Annotated in this window: 17 protein-coding genes; 1 reads left to right on the plus strand and 16 read right to left on the minus strand. The window is 41.6% G+C overall.

Going from position 1 to position 16,068, the window contains the following annotated elements:
• The 12 genes from ACEE44_RS00905 to nth all read right to left on the minus strand — a co-directional run bounded on the left by ACEE44_RS00905 (position 1) and on the right by nth (position 11,224).
• Positions 1–843 carry a DegV family protein gene (locus ACEE44_RS00905; RefSeq protein WP_449170922.1) on the minus strand — a complete coding sequence of 281 codons (843 nt, stop codon included), beginning with the start codon at positions 841–843 and terminating at the stop codon, positions 1–3.
• Between the two features lies 1 nt (position 844).
• Positions 845–1,219: a DUF1149 family protein gene (locus ACEE44_RS00910; protein WP_449170923.1), complete on the minus strand. Its 375-nt coding sequence runs from the start codon at positions 1,217–1,219 to the stop codon at positions 845–847.
• A 93-nt stretch (positions 1,220–1,312) separates the two neighbouring features.
• Positions 1,313–3,268 carry a PTS fructose transporter subunit IIABC gene (locus tag ACEE44_RS00915; RefSeq protein WP_449170924.1) on the minus strand — a complete coding sequence of 652 codons (1,956 nt, stop codon included), beginning with the start codon at positions 3,266–3,268 and terminating at the stop codon, positions 1,313–1,315.
• Positions 3,265–4,176 carry a 1-phosphofructokinase gene (gene pfkB / locus ACEE44_RS00920; protein ID WP_449170925.1) on the minus strand — a complete coding sequence of 304 codons (912 nt, stop codon included), beginning with the start codon at positions 4,174–4,176 and terminating at the stop codon, positions 3,265–3,267. Before pfkB ends, ACEE44_RS00915 begins: the two co-directional genes overlap by 4 nt.
• Positions 4,173–4,922 (minus strand): DeoR/GlpR family DNA-binding transcription regulator, encoded by a 750-nt coding sequence (locus ACEE44_RS00925; protein ID WP_449170926.1) that lies wholly within the window; start codon positions 4,920–4,922, stop codon positions 4,173–4,175. Before ACEE44_RS00925 ends, pfkB begins: the two co-directional genes overlap by 4 nt.
• Positions 4,923–5,045: 123 nt before the next feature.
• A complete protein-coding gene (locus tag ACEE44_RS00930; protein WP_449170927.1) occupies positions 5,046–6,113 on the minus strand; it encodes a pyridoxal phosphate-dependent aminotransferase in 1,068 nt (355 codons plus the stop codon).
• A gap of 30 nt (positions 6,114–6,143) precedes the next feature.
• Positions 6,144–6,869, minus strand: coding sequence for a tRNA (guanosine(37)-N1)-methyltransferase TrmD (trmD, locus tag ACEE44_RS00935; RefSeq protein WP_024390342.1), 726 nt, complete (start codon positions 6,867–6,869; stop codon positions 6,144–6,146).
• Positions 6,859–7,377 (minus strand): ribosome maturation factor RimM, encoded by a 519-nt coding sequence (gene rimM / locus ACEE44_RS00940; RefSeq protein ID WP_449170928.1) that lies wholly within the window; start codon positions 7,375–7,377, stop codon positions 6,859–6,861. Before rimM ends, trmD begins: the two co-directional genes overlap by 11 nt.
• A gap of 91 nt (positions 7,378–7,468) precedes the next feature.
• Positions 7,469–7,849, minus strand: a complete 381-nt coding sequence (locus tag ACEE44_RS00945) for a DUF5301 domain-containing protein (protein WP_449170929.1) — start codon at positions 7,847–7,849, stop codon at positions 7,469–7,471.
• Positions 7,850–7,917: 68 nt separating this feature from the next.
• Positions 7,918–9,255, minus strand: coding sequence for an MATE family efflux transporter (locus tag ACEE44_RS00950; protein WP_449170930.1), 1,338 nt, complete (start codon positions 9,253–9,255; stop codon positions 7,918–7,920).
• A 69-nt stretch (positions 9,256–9,324) separates the two neighbouring features.
• Positions 9,325–10,308 (minus strand): GMP reductase, encoded by a 984-nt coding sequence (guaC, locus tag ACEE44_RS00955; protein ID WP_105124557.1) that lies wholly within the window; start codon positions 10,306–10,308, stop codon positions 9,325–9,327.
• Between the two features lie 292 nt (positions 10,309–10,600).
• Positions 10,601–11,224, minus strand: coding sequence for an endonuclease III (nth, locus tag ACEE44_RS00960; protein WP_449170931.1), 624 nt, complete (start codon positions 11,222–11,224; stop codon positions 10,601–10,603).
• Positions 11,225–11,323: 99 nt separating this feature from the next.
• On the opposite strand from nth, the gene ACEE44_RS00965 reads away from it, so the two are divergent.
• Positions 11,324–12,166, plus strand: a complete 843-nt coding sequence (locus ACEE44_RS00965; RefSeq protein ID WP_449170932.1) for an NAD(P)H-hydrate dehydratase — start codon at positions 11,324–11,326, stop codon at positions 12,164–12,166.
• 108 nt (positions 12,167–12,274) lie between these two features.
• Here the strand turns inward: ACEE44_RS00965 and ACEE44_RS00970 are convergent, their stop codons facing one another.
• The 4 genes from ACEE44_RS00970 to ACEE44_RS00985 are packed head-to-tail and all read right to left on the minus strand — an operon-like array spanning position 12,275 to position 16,053.
• The gene (locus ACEE44_RS00970) at positions 12,275–13,345 is read right to left on the minus strand and encodes an ABC transporter substrate-binding protein (protein ID WP_449170933.1); all 1,071 of its coding nucleotides are present in this window, start codon (positions 13,343–13,345) and stop codon (positions 12,275–12,277) included.
• Positions 13,345–14,115 (minus strand): ABC transporter permease subunit, encoded by a 771-nt coding sequence (locus tag ACEE44_RS00975; RefSeq protein ID WP_172022945.1) that lies wholly within the window; start codon positions 14,113–14,115, stop codon positions 13,345–13,347. Before ACEE44_RS00975 ends, ACEE44_RS00970 begins: the two co-directional genes overlap by 1 nt.
• Positions 14,115–14,915 carry an ABC transporter permease gene (locus ACEE44_RS00980; protein WP_024400543.1) on the minus strand — a complete coding sequence of 267 codons (801 nt, stop codon included), beginning with the start codon at positions 14,913–14,915 and terminating at the stop codon, positions 14,115–14,117. The genes ACEE44_RS00975 and ACEE44_RS00980 overlap by 1 nt, the downstream gene beginning before the upstream one ends.
• Positions 14,899–16,053, minus strand: coding sequence for an ABC transporter ATP-binding protein (locus ACEE44_RS00985; protein ID WP_105117890.1), 1,155 nt, complete (start codon positions 16,051–16,053; stop codon positions 14,899–14,901). The genes ACEE44_RS00980 and ACEE44_RS00985 overlap by 17 nt, the downstream gene beginning before the upstream one ends.
• Between the last annotated feature and the right edge of the window lie 15 nt (positions 16,054–16,068).

A 16,068-nucleotide genomic window follows, 5' to 3' on the forward strand; every position in this document is an offset into this window, starting at 1 on the left:
CTATTCAATAATGGGAGAAATACCAAAGGCCACTGCCCCTTCTCCCAAGTGCGTACCGATGACCGAACCAAATGACACGATTGGTAAATCGCTACCGACACCTGCTTCTTCCAACTGCTGTTTAAAGTTTTCAGCCTTCTGAGGTGCGTTGGCGTGTATGATAGCAATCTGATACTGTCCTTCGGTCGTTTGTTCTTGGAGGATTTCCAAGAGGCGTTTAATGGCCTTTTTCTCCGTCCGAACTTTTTCATACACTTCAATCTTACCCTCACCTGTAAAATACAGAATCGGTTTGATGCTCAAAAGATTGCCAAGCAAGGCTGCTCCATTGGACAAGCGACCGCCTTTTACCAAATGATTGAGGTCATCAACCATGATGAAGGCTGTGGTCTTTCCAATTTCTTGGTTCAATTTACCAGTAATTTCTTCAAAACTAAGTCCTGCATCAGCCCACTTAAATACATTCTCAACCATCATTCCCAATGGTGCTGAGGTAATTTTTGTATCTGGAAAGGCAACTGTCAGACCTTCAAATTCATCAGCCAAATATTGAATATTTTGATAAAAACCTGAAATACCTGATGATAAGAACAAACCAAGCGCGTGAGTGTAGCCTTTATCTTTCAAGCCTCCAAGAATTTCTTCCAATTCCATCAAACTTGGTTGGCTGGTTTTTGGCAATTCTTTGGAAGAAGCCATTTTTTGATAAAATTCCTCAACGGTCAAATTTTGACCTTCGATATAATTGACGCCATCAATGTTGACTGGAATATTTAAGACAAACAAGTCCTCGCGTTCTACCCCTAAAACAGCTGATGAGTCAGTAATAACTGCTAATTTCATTCTAAAACTCCAAATTTACACCAGGGGCATCAAAGGCAATTTCTGTAACGTCATAGGTCATGCGTTTCAACATATCTAATAAAGGATCAACAAGAGTACGCTTTTCTTCTTCTGTGAATTCAGTCGGTTCATTGACATAACGTCCCTTAAGATGAACGGCTTGGCTCATAGCGCCTGAGATTACAAAATGATTCAAAACAATAATGAAGCTTAAAATAGTAACCATTGACGTCTTGCTTTCTTCTTCGCTGCGTTCCAACAACTGGAAATCAACACTCAATTTTGTTTGAGGTACTCCATTTTCCTTTTCCCAAGCCTGATTGCGTGCATCAAAGTGATACTGATTAACAAATTCTTTTTCGCGAATGATTTCCATGTCTAATTTCTCCTATAAACAATACTATGCTTATTATACCATAGTTGGCATGAGAATTGCCAAAAAACCTTGCCCGAAGACAAGGTTTTAATCTTATTTAGCTTGACGAAGAGCTCCGTAGAGAATACCTGAAACTACTGCACCGATCAATACATACAGGATGTAAAGCAATGGATTTGAAGTCAAAGCGATGACGAAGATTCCACCGTGTGGAGCCATCAATTGGATACCTGACAAACCTACCAAGGCACCTGCAAGGGCAGAACCTGCGATAAAGCTTGGGATTGCACGAGCTGGGTCAGCCGCACCAAATGGAATGGCACCTTCAGTGATGAATGACAGACCCATAACGATGTTTGTCAAACCTGAGTTACGTTCTTCTTGCGTGAATTTATTTTTGTAAAGAAGGGTTGCAACGAATACTGCCAACGGTGGAACCATACCACCTGCCATAACTGCCGCCATCGCTACAGAACCACCGTCTGCAACAGTAGCTGCAAGGGTACCTGTACCGAAGACATAAGCTGCCTTGTTTACTGGACCACCCATATCTACTGCCATCATACCGCCGAGGACAAGTCCAAGGAGAATAGCAGAGCTACCTTCAAGACCAGCAAGGAAATTGTTCATGCCAGTGTTAATTGCAGCCATTGGGATGTTGACAAAGAACATCAAGAAACCAGTGATAGCTGTACCCAAAAGTGGCAAGAGCAAGATTGCATTCAAACCTTGGAGTGATTTTGGCATGTTACGCAAAGCGTTGCGAAGAACAAGAACTACACCACCAGCAAGGAAACCACCTACAAGAGCACCCAAGAAACCAGATGATACACCAGCAAGGGCAAGGGTTTCTTCACCACCAGCTGCGTAAGGGATTTTACCAAAAGCAAGACCACTGCTAGCGATTGCACCAGCTACGAAACCTGCAACCAAACCTGGTTTTTCAGCAATTGAGTAAGCAATGTAACCTGCAAGAAGTGGCAACATGAAGCCAAAGGCTGCTCCACCAATCTTCATGAACATCGCTGCGATTTCGTTGTATGACCCCAGGCTACCAAGACTGTCGCTTGGTACACCGAGCAAGTTATCAAACAAGAAAGCAAGGGCAATCAAGATACCGCCACCAATAACGAATGGCAACATTTGAGAAACACCGCTCATCAAGTGTTTATAGAATGCTTTACCAAGACTGAGTTTTTCTGAAGATTCTACAGTAGCTGCTCCTTCTGTTGCTGTGTAGGCTGATGCTTTACCATCCAAGATGATGTTAATCAATTCTTCTGCTTGTTTGATACCAGCAGCAACTGGACGAGATACCAATGGTTTACCATTGAAACGAGGCATGTCAACAGCCTTATCTGCTGCGATGATTACACCTGCCGCATTCTTAATGTCTTCAGCAGTTAGTTTGTTACCAACCCCAGACGCACCGTTTGTTTCAACCTTGATGTCAACACCCATCTCAGCAGCCTGCTTCTTAAGAGCTTCTTCTGCCATGTAAGTGTGGGCAATACCAGTTGTACATGCTGTAACAGCAACGATAAATGGACGGTCGCCACTTGGAGCTGCAACCACTTCTGCTGCTACCTTGTCTGCTGCTTCAGCTGTATCAAAGACTGCAATGACTTCTTCTGGGCTAGAAACGCCACGAAGTTTGTCCGCAAATCCTGCTTTCATCAAGTATTTAGACAATTCAGCGAGAGCTGCCAAGTGCGTGTCGTTTGCACCTTCTGGAGCTGCAATCATGAAGAACAAGTCAGTTGGTTGACCGTCAAGACTTGCATAGTCAACGCCCTTGTTTGATTTAGCAAAGAGAACAGTTGCCTCTTTTACAGCAGCATTCTTAGCATGTGGCATTGCAATTCCGTCGCCAAGACCAGTAGTTGTTTGTGCTTCACGGTTCATGATACCTGTTTTGAAAACATCAAAATCAGTTACGTATCCTTTTTCTACCAAGCTAGCAATCATTTCATCGATGACTGCTTCCTTGCTTGTCGCTTGCAAATCAAGCAACATGACATCTTTTCTCAAAACGTCTTGAATTTTCATAGTGTTTCTACCTCAACTTTTTCATAAGTTTCCTTAATAAATTCGATACTTGCCAAATCGTCTGAAAAGGCTGTTGCCGTACCGCAAGCAACTCCCCATTTGAGAGCTTCAATCGGGTCTTGTGAGCGAACGTATTCGCCAGTAAATCCTGCCACCATGGAATCTCCAGCTCCGACAGAATTTTTCACTATTCCCTTGATTGGTTTGGCAAAGTAAGTTGCCGTTGGAGTGACCAACAAGGCTCCGTCCCCTGCCATAGAAATGATAACATTCTGAGCTCCCATGTCTAAGATTTTCTTAGCATAGGTCTCGATGTCTGCAATGCCAGTCAATTCAACATTGAAAATAGCTTCCAATTCATGATTGTTCGGCTTGACCAAGAGTGGTTGGTGAGCCAGTGAATCCAGAAGCGTTTGCCCTTCAAAGTCACAGACCACTTGTGCTCCTGCTTTTTTAGCCACTGGAATTAGCTTATTATACACTTCATTTCCAAGGCTAGCTGGTGCTGAACCAGCAAAGACAACTGTGTCATCTTTAGTCAAGCCAGCCAAAACCATTTCTAGTTCTGCCAACTGTGTATCTGTCACAATCGGACCCAAACCGTTGATTTCTGTTTCTTGGTCGGCTTTGATTTTCACGTTAATCCGCGTATCTTGGTCCACATGAACAAAATCGGTATCAATGCCTTCAGCAACCAATCCATCTTTGATGAACTGTCCAGTAAAACCTCCTAGAAACCCCGTCGCTGTGTTTGGATAGCCCAATCGCTTCAAAACACGACTAACGTTAATTCCCTTACCGCCGGCATACTTATCGTCGCTCTCCATACGATTGACACTGCCTGTTTCAACTCTATCAAGTCGAACAATGTAGTCAATAGCTGGATTGAGCGTAACAGTATAAATCATACCTCGATTACCCTCGTTTTCTCTTTTATGATGTCCAACAAACTGCTCTCCGAAGATTGACAGATAATATTGGCTTTTTCGATGGCTGCAACCTTGGCAAAGGAGAATTGACCAATCTTCGACGCATCTGCTAGAACATAGCTTTCTTTTGAATTGTCTATGATGGTACGTTTGATGGTTGCTTCCTCAATATCTGGTGTTGTAAAATAGTTTTTATCAATACCATTCATTCCCAAAAAGGCCTTATCAAAATTGAGCTGTCGAATGTGTTCCATAGCCATTGCACCTACTGAAGCATTGGTCGATTGCTTAACATAACCACCTATAATAATGGTCTTTATCTTGCGTTCAACCAACTTGACAGCGTGGTTAATGGAATTGGTTACGACTGTCAGATTTTCCTGTTGAAGATAATCAATCAGTAAACTAGTCGTTGTTCCTGCATCAAGGAAAATCACATCGCCGTCCATGATCAACTGAGCTGCTCTCTCGGCAATCATTCGTTTTTCTTGAACGTTTTTGACAGATTTTTCAAGAATGGATTCTTCCAGTTGCAATTTAGCTGGTGCTTCTGCACCGCCATGTACTCTTCGAAGTTTCCCTTCATTCTCTAACTCGTCCAAATCCCTACGAACAGTGGATTCGGATGTTTCTAGAATATCAATCAATTCTTCCAGTCGGACAAATTGTTGTGCTTGAATACGTTCTAGTATGACTTGCTTGCGTTCTGATTTGAGAATGTCCAACACCTCCTGCAATCGTTTACAAAAACCATTATACACTAAAAACCATCATTGTCAATCATTTTCTAGCAAAATCTTTCAAAAAATGTCAATTTTCTTCAAAATTCTTCAAAAAAGAACAATCTCTTACGAAATCGTCCCCTTTTCTATCATTGATTTGACCATCTCTTTAAGCATAGCCATCTCTTCTGGACGTCCAACGGACAGGCGAATGTAACCTGCTAATTTCCCTGTTGGATAGTACTTGAAATTCCAATCTTTTGCTAAGGCTTGTCGGTGAAACACTTCTGCCCACGGCGCCTTAAAGGTCACAAAACTGGTCTGACTTGGCAGGACATGACAATCTTCTAATTGTTCTAAAAAAGCAATCATTTCTTGACGCAGTTTGACAATTATTTCAACCGTTTCTGTTACTTTATCTTTGTAATCCAAGGCAACTGCAGCCATATGAGCCGTTAAGTTGGATAGACTAAAAGGTGGAATAACCTTGTCTAGTTCATAAATAAGCTCTTCACTTCCAACCGCAAAACCAACTCGTAAACCTGCAAGTCCAAATGCCTTAGAAAGTGTACGTAAAACCAAGACATTCTCATATCCTTCAAGTCGACTGATGAAACTTTCAACTTCCGCAAATTCAATATAGGCCTCGTCAATAACCAGCAATCCCTTGAAAGAAGTCGCTAGCCTTTCCAAATCTTCCATAGAATAAGCAACCGATGAAGGATTGTTGGGATTGGAAAGCATGAAAATTTTTGCTTTGCTTGCCTCTGCACGCGCCAACAAGTTCTCAACTGGCAAAACCAATGTCCCATCTTTCTCTTCCAAGTCAATGGCTTCAAACCGACTACCATGCATCTGGTTATAGGTTTCATACATGAAGAAATCAGGATTGACCGTCAAGAATGCATCATCCTTCTCCATAAAGGTGGAAACAATCATATGAATGAGGTGGTCAGAGCCAACTCCCACCGTCACTTGTTTCGGATGTACTCCAAGATAGGTCGCATATTTCTCAATCAGATTTGAGTATGTATTGTCACCGTAAAAGCTCAATTGACCAACTTCTAAGCTCTCTAAGGTCTTTTGCGGTAAAAAGGACCAATCAATAATGCGATTTTCATTATTGCCCAAGTCAAATCTAGCCTTATGTTTTATTTTATAAGGTTGGTAGTCTTCAAATACCTGACGTTTCATAATTTTCTCCTTTGAACATGAAAACACAGTCTAATCAACTGTGTCTTCTGCTTTGATTTTTTCAAAAATAGTTAACTCTTCAGCTGTAAAGTTATAATTTTCCAACAAATCTGGACGACGTTGGTAGGTTTTTCGTAGGCTTTCTTCCAGACGCCATTTTCGAATATTTTCATGGTGGCCACTCATGAGAACATCTGGCACTACCATCCCTCGATATTCGTAGGGACGAGTGTACTGAGGATATTCCAGTAGACCAGAAGAAAAACTATCATCCGTATGGCTGACTTCCTTGCCAATAACCTCTGGAATTAAACGAACAGTAGCATCAATCATAGTCATGGCCGCCAATTCCCCTCCGGTCAGAACATAATCTCCGAGAGAAATCTCGTCTGTCACTAGGGTCTTAATCCGCTCATCATAACCTTCATAATGACCACAGATAAAAATTAACTGCTCTTCCTGGGCCAATTCTTCTGCATAGGCCTGATTAAAAGTTCTACCAGCAGGATCCAACAAAATAACACGGGGCTTGGTTTGTTCAATGCTATCCATGGTGTCAAAAATCGGTTGAGCTCGAAGCAACATCCCTTGACCACCACCGTAGGGCTCATCATCCACATGGCGAGCCTTTTCAGCTTTCTCCCGGAAATTATGGTAGTTGATTTCCAGCAAGCCCTTGTCACGTGCCTTGCCCACAATAGAATGTTCTAGCGGAGCAAACATTTCTGGGAAGAGGGTCAAAATATCAATTCTCATCGTCCAAGCCCTCAAGCAATTCCACATCTACGCGATTGTTTGGAATATCAATGTTTAAGACAACGGGCGGAATGTAAGGCAAGAGCAGGTCTTTCTTCCCTTTGCGTTTGACCACCCAAACATCATTAGCGCCAGGTTGCAAGATTTCCTTGATTTGTCCAATCAATTGGTCATTTTCATAAACATCCAAACCAATAATTTCATGATAATAAAACTCACCGTCTTCAAGGTCGGACAAATTTTCTTCCGCAATTTTCAAACTAAAGCCCTTGTACTTCTCGATATCATTGATGTGGTACATGCCCTTGAACTTGATAATATCAAAGTTTTTAGCCTTGCGGTGATTGGCAATTTCAACTTCCATGACAAACTGGTCCTTGTCAGTAAACAAGGCTAGCTTTGCCCCTTTTTTAAAGCGTTCTTCTGCAAAATCCGTTACAGACAAAACACGCATTTCTCCTTGTAAGCCTTGGGTGTTAACAATCTTTCCTACGTTAAAATAATTCATAATTTCTCCATCTGATTTTCTATCCTTTTATTTTAACATGATGAGGTTATTTTCTCAAGCAAAGAAAAAAGCCGGATTACTCCGACTTCTTCTAGTCTATCAACTCAGACAAGGACTTTTTGATCCTGACTGTCAACTCATAAGGAAACTCCAGATAAGTCTTGCCATTTTTTTCATAGAGATAGGCTATTTTGTTATTTGGATGAAAGGTTAGTTGATAATACTCTTCTACCCCGACTGGCTGGTCATGGTTGCTTGCATTTTTGAAAAGATAGGGATGAATTTGGATAAGCTCCGATAGAAAATCGCTCATTTCACTACCTTCCAAAGTTTTTATCTCTAAACTATCTTGATTGCTGATAATAATCTGGTCAGCTTGAGGTAAACTAATTTCAGTTTTCTTCACAACTTGATAAGCAAGCAACAAGGAAATACTAGATAAAACAACAAAAATCATCCATCTCTTTTTCATATAAGAACCCAACCTTTTCTAGTAAATTATATCAAGCTCAAAAATCTGTCAAGTAAAAACTTAGAAATCTATTGAACACTAGCAATTTTCCTCAAACGCAATCTTAGAGCAATCCCGCAAACAAAAATACCTGAAATTAGACCAATCCAATAGGCTTCCGGTCCCAGGTGGAAAAATCTTTCCAGGAAAAAGGCAACCGGAAAGGTTATGGACCAATAAGCAACTAGTCCAAGTACAAATGGAACAGTTGTATCCTTGTAGCCCCGCAAAATTCCTTGAATTGGAGCTGTATAGGCATCTGCCAATTGGAACATGAGGGCAAAGCTTAGAAAATGTGACGTTAGTCGGACAAAGTCTGTATCATTTCCGTAGAGATAGGCAACTTTTGAGCGGAAAAAATAAAGGAAGGTGAGGGTCAGCCCTGCAAACCCTAGTGCTACCAAACGTCCTAAATGGCTATAGGCTTTCACATCCTGAAGTCGTTTAGCTCCCACTTCGTAAGCAATAACAATGGCCAAGGCTGAAGATACAGAAGACGGGAAGGCATAAAGAAGAGTAGCAAAGTTCATGGCTGCCTGATGAGCCGCGATAATCTGAGCAGAAAATTTTGCCATGTAAAGGCCAACTACTGCAAAAATAGCCACTTCTGCAAAGACTTGCAAACCAATCGGCAAACCAATTTTCAAGCCTTCCTTCAATAAAGAAAAGCCAATCGGACTCCATCGCCAAATCTGATACGAAGAAATGGTCTTATTTTTGCACATGACAAGGACAATGACTAGCAACACAGCCCAGTAAGCTAAAGCAGTGCCCAATCCAGCACCTGCTCCGCCCAGGGCCGGTAGGCCCATTTTCCCATAAATCAAGAGATAGTTAAAGAGGCTGTTAAAGGGAACCAGAAGCAACATGAGGTACATAGATAGGCGGGTCAAACCTAGGGCGTCGAAAAAGGATCGGCAGACGCTGAAGAGTAAGAGGGGCAAGATGCCGATGGAGATATAGTAGAGGTACTGCCGACCGACCTGAAAGACAGCTTCGTCCAAGTCAAAACGAGACAAAGTCGGAACGGCAAAAAGATAGACCAATAGTAAGAGGATTCCCGTCAGTCCTAGGGCCAAATAGACAAACTGATGAAACTCTTGCCGAATCTTTGACTTCTCTCCTTGTCCTAGATATTGAGCAATGATTGGAACAAGCGCAGATACGATCCCCGTCAAAAATGAGAACAGGGGATTCCAAAGACTTGTCGCCATGGAAACACCTGCTAAATCCATGGTACTGTACTGACCAGTCATCATGGTGTCAATAAAAGATGCGGAGTAATTAGCAAATTGATAAATTAAAATAGGCAAAAATATTTTGATAAAGAGCCAGAGCTTCTCATTGTTATTTCTTGTTTGGTACATACTTATTCTCTTTCAATTTTATACAAATATTGTAACAAGAAAAGGACCTGCATTGCAAGTCCTCTTTGACTAGATAGAATCCCCATTCCAGATTGAATTTTTTACAATTACATAATCCACGTGCTTCAAGCTGGTAATGTCACGACCGCCAGCATAAGAAATGGATGATTGCAAATCTTGCTCCATTTCAATCAGCGTATCTTTCAAGTGACCTTTGGCTGGCAGGAGAATTTTTTTGCCTTCCACGTTCTTATAAGCACCTTTTTGGTATTCAGATGCAGAGCCATAGTATTCTTTAAACTGTTTGCCGTCTACTTCTACCGTCTTACCTGGGCTTTCGATGTGACCAGCAAAGAGGGAACCAATCATAACCATGCTTGCACCGAAACGGATAGATTTGGCAATATCTCCGTGGGTACGGATACCACCGTCCGCAATAATTGGCTTACGAGCAGCTTTTGAACACCAACGAAGGGCAGCCAGCTGCCAACCGCCTGTACCAAAACCAGTTTTGACCTTGGTGATGCAGACCTTACCAGGACCAATTCCAACTTTTGTTGCATCCGCACCAGCATTTTCCAATTCTCGAACAGCTTCAGGAGTGCCGACATTACCTGCAATGACAAAGGTATCAGGCAATTCTTTCTTGATATGCTTGATCATTTTAATCACGCTATCCGCATGACCATGCGCAATATCAATGGTAATAAACTCAGGCGCGTCAGCTTTTAAACTAGAAACAAAGTCATATTCATAGTCTTTCACACCAACCGAGATTGAAGCAATCAAACCTTGGTCATGCATGCGTTTCACGAAAGGAATACGCCCCTCTTCATCAAAACGGTGCATGATGTAAAAATAACCATCTTTGGCCAACATTTCTGCCACATCTTCATCCAAGATCGTCTGCATATTGGCTGGAACAACTGGCAATTTAAAAGTGTATTTTCCGAGTGTTACAGATGTATCTGCCTCTGAACGGCTATTGATGATACATTTGTTTGGAATGAGCTGAATATCTTCGTAGTCAAAAACAGGTGTCTCATTAAACATGGGCTTCTCCTCTGTTCGTTTTTAAATGATTTTTGTAGTAGGAAACAGGATTTTGTTCGCTTTTCCTTAACCGACATCTATTATTATAGTCCATTGTTTGTTTTTTGTCAATATACTTTGTACATCATGTTTAAACGTTCGTTTATTATCGTTTTATAGAAGTAAAACAGGATTGAATATTCGTCAAATTCCGTTTTAGAAGATATTCTATTAAATATTTATAAAAACGTTCTGATTTAGCTAGGTATTTCTTATAAGAAAACGAAAAAAATCTTCAAAAACTGAAGATTTTTTACTCAAATTCATATAATTGTGGAAATTTATCACATTCAGGATTTTTGGGATGGCAGACTTCTCGTCCAAAATAAATCATAGCCTGGTGGGCTGGCAGCCAGAGTTCTGGTGGTAAGACCTCCATGACCCGCTTTTCCGTTTCCAGTGGGGTCGCTGATTTTTTGACAATGTCGTGGTGTTTGCAGATCCGACCCACATGGGTATCGACTGCGAATGCAGGAATGCCAAAACCGACACTCAACACCACATTGGCCGTTTTTCTCCCCACACCCGCTAAAGCCTCTAATTCTTCCCGTGTCTGTGGGACAATGCCATCATGTCGCTCCAACAACTGCTGGGCGCATTCTTTCAAAAACTTGGCCTTATTACGATACAAGCCCAAGCGAGAAATATAGGGCTCGATGTCCTTCACCTCTGCTGCTGCCATGGCTTGAGGCGTTGGAAAGGCCGCAAATAGACCTGGGGTAGCCTTGTTAACAGCAGCATCCGTTGTCTGAGCTGACAAAAGTACTGCGCAGACCAATTCAAAATGGTTGCGGAAATCCAAACTAGGTTGAGCATCAGGATAGAGGGCAATAATTTCTTCGATAACTTTTCTAGCACGTTTTTTTGATAATACCATATGTCCATTATAGCATGAAAAAGATGATTTTTCTAAAAAGTTAATTGCAAATGCCACTGAAACTCATGCTATAATAATCTATGAAAGGAGTTGACAATTATGGATTTACAAGAACTTTGTAGGCAGGTCATTCAGGAACGACCTATGAACAGCCACAAGGGAACCTTCGGCCGTGCCTTACTGATTGGCGGACTTTACCCTTACGGTGGCGCCATCATCATGACTGCCCTAGCCACTGTCAATAGCGGAGCTGGCTTGGTTACTGTCGCTACTGAAAATGAAAATATTCCAGCACTGCATAGTCACCTGCCTGAAGCCATGGCCTTTTCAGTTGATGACAAAGACTTACTCCTAGCTAACTTAAAACATGCTGACCTGGTATTGATTGGTCCGGGTTTGGGGGACAATAGCCGAGCAGAAAACCTAGTTGACCTTGTACTTGAAAATGTGTCAGAAAAACAAATTCTTGTCCTGGATGGCTCTGCCTTGACCTTGATAGCCAAACAGAACAGGAAAATTTTTCCCTGCAAACAGGTCATCCTAACACCTCACCAAAAAGAATGGGAAAGATTGTCTGCCATCCCCATTGACCGACAAACAAGCCAGACCAACCTAACCGCCTTAAGAGAGTTTCAAGAACATACCATTTTAGTCGCCAAGAGTTCATCTAGCCATGTCCTGCAAGCCAATCCTGAGCAAATCACACCAATAACTGCTGGTGGTCCCTATCAAGCAACTGGAGGAATGGGCGATACGCTTGCTGGTATGATTGCAGGATTTGCCCTGCAATTTCCACATGTAGGACTATATGATAGAGTTGTGACTGCCACCTACCTTCATTCCTACATCGCTGACCAATTAGCCCAGCAATTCTATCTTGTAAAACCTACAGACATTTCGAAAGAAATTCAGAAAATGATGAAAGATTTTCAAACCAACTAGAGATGATAATAAAAGTCCTTCCCAGCAGGTATCCCATTTGCAACATATAGATAATCAATAGAAAACAGTAAAACCACTAGTTCAGAATTGTCCTAGTGGTCTTTTGTCTTATTTCCGATACATCTTGAACTGGAGATAAAGGTCATTGTACATTCCCAGCATCTCTTGTCCGAGGTTATCATAGACTTCCATCTTCTTCATGGTTTCTTCTGAAGGATAGAAGGATTCATCGTTCTGAGTTTCTTCATCCAACATGGCTTTTGCTGCAGGAATTGGTGTTGAGTAACCAACATATTCAGCATTGCGCAGTGCATTTTCAGGACGGAGCATGAAACTCATAAAGGCATAGGCACCGTCCAAATTCTTAGCGGTTTTTGGAATGACCATGTTATCAAACCACAGGTTGGAACCTTTTGATGGTACGACGTAACGTAGATTTTCATTGCCATCCAACATTTCACTGGCTTCACCAGAGAATGATACCGCAATTGCTGCCGCATCCTGTATCATGTAGCCCTTGATTTCGTCAGCTACGATAGCCTTAACATTTGGTGTCAAATTGTAAAGATGTTCAGCAGCTTTTTCGATTTCAGCTGAATTTGTTGAGTTTAGGCTATAACCTAAAGATTGTAGCCCAAATCCCATCACTTCACGAACACCATCGATCAACATGATATTGTCTCGGTATTCTTCAGACCATAAATCTTCCCATTCTTGAGGAGGATTTTCGACCATGGTTTCATTATAAACAATTCCCAAGGTTCCCCAGAAATAGGGGATGGAATAATCATTGTTCTTATCAAAACTCAAGCCCATGAATTGTGGATCAATATTTTCCAAACCTTCGATTTTCGACTTGTCCAATTTGATGAGCATATTCTCTTCGGTCATCTTGGAAATCATATACTCAGATGGAATGGTCAAATCATAGGTGGTACCACCCTGCTTTATCTTGGTATACATGGATTCATTGGAGTCGAAAGTCTGGTAATCCACCTGAATACCTGTTTCAGCAGTAAATTCTTCCAGTAATTCTGGGTCAATATAATCTCCCCAGTTATAGATAACCAACTTATCCGTCGTTCCTTGAGTTGAATCAGCTTCGAGTTTATAACTGATTCCCCAAAGAATGAGAATAATGGCAATAATTCCTAGGAAAAATGAATATAAACGTTTCATTAGTTGGCCTCCTTTTCACGTGAGATGAAATAATAACCCACTACCAATAAGATTGAGAAAAGGAAAACTAAGGTTGACAGGGCATTGATTTCCAAAGAAATCCCTTGACGAGCCCGTGAGTAAATCTCTACAGATAGATTTGAGTAACCATTTCCCGTAACAAAGAAGGTCACGGCAAAGTCATCCAAGGAATAGGTAAAAGCCATGAAATAACCTGCAATAATCGCTGGTGTCAAGTATGGCAACATGATTTCTTTCAGCATTTGCGGCTGAGTTGCACCCAAGTCATAGGCAGCTGAAATCATATCCGCATTCATTTCCTTCAAGCGTGGCAAGACCATCAAGACCACGATAGGAATGGAGAAGGCAATGTGACTGAGTAATACTGAAACAAATCCAAGCTGGAAACCAATCATGGTAAAGAGAATCAGGAAGCTCGCCCCAATCATGACATCTGGTGCCACCATCAAAATATTATTGACAGACAAAAGCGCATTTTGAAAACGAGGTGTTGCCTGATAGATATAGATGGCACCAAAAGTTCCAATAATGGTCGCAATCAAAGAACTCAAGAAAGCCAAGAAAAATGTTTGCGCCAAAATCAGCATCAGACGGCTGTCACCCAACATGGACGAAAAATGCTCCAAGGTAAAACCTGTAAAGCCGTTCATATCTCCACCTTCATTGAAAGCGTAGAAAATAAGATAGAAAATCGGCAAATAAAGAAGAAGAAAGGCAACTGTTAAGTAAATGTTTGCAAATTTTTTCATTATTTCTTCCTCTCTTTCGTCATCCACATAATTAAGAGCATGGCTAAAATCAAGACCACACCAATGGTTGAACCCATTCCCCAGTTTTGTGTTGTAAGGAAATGTTGCTCGATAGCTGTACCCAAGGTAATCACTCGGTTACCACCAATCAAGCGGGTCAACATAAAGAGGCTCAAACTCGGAATGAAGACGGCCTGAACACCAGAGCGCACACCATTCATGGAAAGAGGAAAAATAACTTTTGTAAAGGTCTGCCAAGATGTCGCCCCTAGATCACGACTGGCATTGATTAGGTTTTTATCCAAATCATCTAGGGCATTAAAAATCGGCAAAATCATAAATGGAATTTCAATATAGGCTGCAACAGCAATGAATGAGAAATCCGTGAAAAGAATTTGCTGGGCACCCAAGCCAATAAACTCTAAGAACTGGTTGATAGAGCCATGCTGTCCAAAAATACCGATAAAGGCATAGGCTTTTAGCAAGAGATTGACCCAGGTCGGCAAGATAATCAACATGAGCCAGAGCTGTCTATGCTTGAGCTTGGTCAAGAAGTAGGCAGTTGGATAAGACACCAACAAAGTGACCAAAGTAATAATACCTGCGTAAAAAATGGAGTTAAAACTCATACGCAGATAGGTCATATTTGGTGAATTAAAATAGGTTTGATAATTGGCCAGAGTGAAATTACCATGAATATCAAAGAAAGACTTGAAGATAATCAAGGCAACGGGTGCGAGTACAAAGAGAAAGACCCATAGGGCATAAGGAATTGCAAAGAGCCTAGAGGTTTTCTTCATTACGTTCCTCCTCGATGGCGTTAATCAAACCATCTTCCACTTCTTCCACTTCCACATACTCTTCGATACGAGCATCAAATTCCTCTTCCGTTTCATTGAGGCGCATGATATGGATGTCTTCTGGCTCAAAGTCCAGACCGATGACCTCTCCCACAATAGCCTTACGGGTTGAGTGAATCATCCATTCATTGCCCAAATCATCGTAGGCAATGATTTCATAGTGAACCCCACGGAAGAGTTGGGTATCTACTTTTACCTGCAATTTGCCTTCTTCTGGAAGTGTAATCTGCAAGTCTTCTGGACGGATAACGATTTGAACTTCCTCATTTGGACGCATTCCACCATCCACAGCTTCGAAGCGTTTGCCGTTAAATTCAACTAAATAGTCTTTAATCATACGACCAGACAGGATATTGGACTCTCCGATGAAGGTGGCAACAAAATGGTTGATTGGCTCGTCGTAAATGTCCACTGGCGTTCCTGACTGGACAATCTCACCTTCATTCATAACGAAAATCCAGTCACTCATGGCCAGTGCTTCTTCTTGGTCGTGGGTAACAAAGACAAAGGTAATTCCTAGACGTTGTTGCAATTCACGCAGTTCGTACTGCATTTCTGTACGGAGTTTCAAGTCCAGGGCAGAAAGTGGTTCATCTAGCAAGACAACGCGAGGCTGATTGATGATGGCGCGAGCAATAGCGACACGTTGCCGTTGACCACCTGACAATTTCTGAATGGAGCGTTTCTCGTAACCAGAAAGACGGACCATTTGAAGAGCCTCTGTCACACGGCGTTCGATTTCAGCCTTGTCAACCTTACGCAATTTAAGAGGAAAAGCCACATTCTCAAAGACAGTCATGTGTGGGAATAGGGCATAGGATTGGAAAACGGTATGGACATCTCGCTTGTTAGTCGGAACGTCGTTAATCCGTTGACCATCCAGATAAATATCACCTGAACTTGCATCCAACAAACCAGCGATGATATTCAAAATCGTTGATTTACCTGAACCAGAAGCTCCTAAAAGGGTATAAAATTTACCCTCTTCCAATTCAAAACTAATATCCTTTAATACAGTTGTACCACTGTCTTCAAAAACTTTTGAAACGTGTTTAAATTCAATAATTGGCTTTTTCAATTCTCATAAATTCCT

It is taken from the genome of Streptococcus sp. 32226D021BW (genome assembly GCF_053545015.1).

Excerpts from the sequence above, each read along its gene's own strand:
- ACEE44_RS00905 (WP_449170922.1), bottom strand. The coding sequence starts at position 843 with ATGAAATTAGCAGTTATTACTGACTCATCAGCTGTTTTAGGGGTAGAA.
- ACEE44_RS00910 (WP_449170923.1), bottom strand. The coding sequence starts at position 1,219 with ATGGAAATCATTCGCGAAAAAGAATTTGTTAATCAGTATCACTTTGAT.
- ACEE44_RS00915 (WP_449170924.1), bottom strand. The coding sequence starts at position 3,268 with ATGAAAATTCAAGACGTTTTGAGAAAAGATGTCATGTTGCTTGATTTG.
- pfkB (WP_449170925.1), bottom strand. The coding sequence starts at position 4,176 with ATGATTTATACTGTTACGCTCAATCCAGCTATTGACTACATTGTTCGA.
- ACEE44_RS00930 (WP_449170927.1), bottom strand. The coding sequence starts at position 6,113 with ATGAAACGTCAGGTATTTGAAGACTACCAACCTTATAAAATAAAACAT.
- trmD (WP_024390342.1), bottom strand. The coding sequence starts at position 6,869 with ATGAGAATTGATATTTTGACCCTCTTCCCAGAAATGTTTGCTCCGCTA.
- rimM (WP_449170928.1), bottom strand. The coding sequence starts at position 7,377 with ATGAATTATTTTAACGTAGGAAAGATTGTTAACACCCAAGGCTTACAA.
- ACEE44_RS00945 (WP_449170929.1), bottom strand. The coding sequence starts at position 7,849 with ATGAAAAAGAGATGGATGATTTTTGTTGTTTTATCTAGTATTTCCTTG.
- ACEE44_RS00950 (WP_449170930.1), bottom strand. The coding sequence starts at position 9,255 with ATGTACCAAACAAGAAATAACAATGAGAAGCTCTGGCTCTTTATCAAA.
- guaC (WP_105124557.1), bottom strand. The coding sequence starts at position 10,308 with ATGTTTAATGAGACACCTGTTTTTGACTACGAAGATATTCAGCTCATT.
- nth (WP_449170931.1), bottom strand. The coding sequence starts at position 11,224 with ATGGTATTATCAAAAAAACGTGCTAGAAAAGTTATCGAAGAAATTATT.
- ACEE44_RS00965 (WP_449170932.1), top strand. The coding sequence starts at position 11,324 with ATGGATTTACAAGAACTTTGTAGGCAGGTCATTCAGGAACGACCTATG.
- ACEE44_RS00970 (WP_449170933.1), bottom strand. The coding sequence starts at position 13,345 with ATGAAACGTTTATATTCATTTTTCCTAGGAATTATTGCCATTATTCTC.
- ACEE44_RS00975 (WP_172022945.1), bottom strand. The coding sequence starts at position 14,115 with ATGAAAAAATTTGCAAACATTTACTTAACAGTTGCCTTTCTTCTTCTT.
- ACEE44_RS00980 (WP_024400543.1), bottom strand. The coding sequence starts at position 14,915 with ATGAAGAAAACCTCTAGGCTCTTTGCAATTCCTTATGCCCTATGGGTC.